The sequence below is a fragment of the Thalassotalea ganghwensis genome, assembly GCF_053485795.1.
This window is the reverse complement of the sequence record NZ_JBQRUM010000107.1, coordinates 1-220: the sequence shown is the minus strand read 5'-3', so window position 1 is coordinate 220 and position 220 is coordinate 1. Positions and strand designations below refer to the sequence as shown.

The 220-nt window shown below is 39.5% G+C and carries 1 rRNA gene; it reads left to right on the top strand.

The features are described 5' to 3' along the window. Positions 1-111: 111 nt before the first annotated feature. Positions 112-220: ribosomal RNA gene (locus tag ACSLUH_RS19675) — 16S ribosomal RNA — on the top strand; the annotation flags it as partial.

Sequence of the window (220 nt, the reverse complement as noted above, 5' to 3'; positions counted from 1 at the left end):
AAAACTAAACTTAATGATGATGACACACAAGACAAAATTTACTTTTTAAGTAATGCAAGTTTTATATGTACAGATTCATTGAGCCGAGAATTTATTTCTCACAAACGATTTTAATTGAAGAGTTTGATCATGGCTCAGATTGAACGCTGGCGGCAGGCTTAACACATGCAAGTCGAGCGGAAACGAGAATAGCTTGCTATTCGGCGTCGAGCGGCGGACG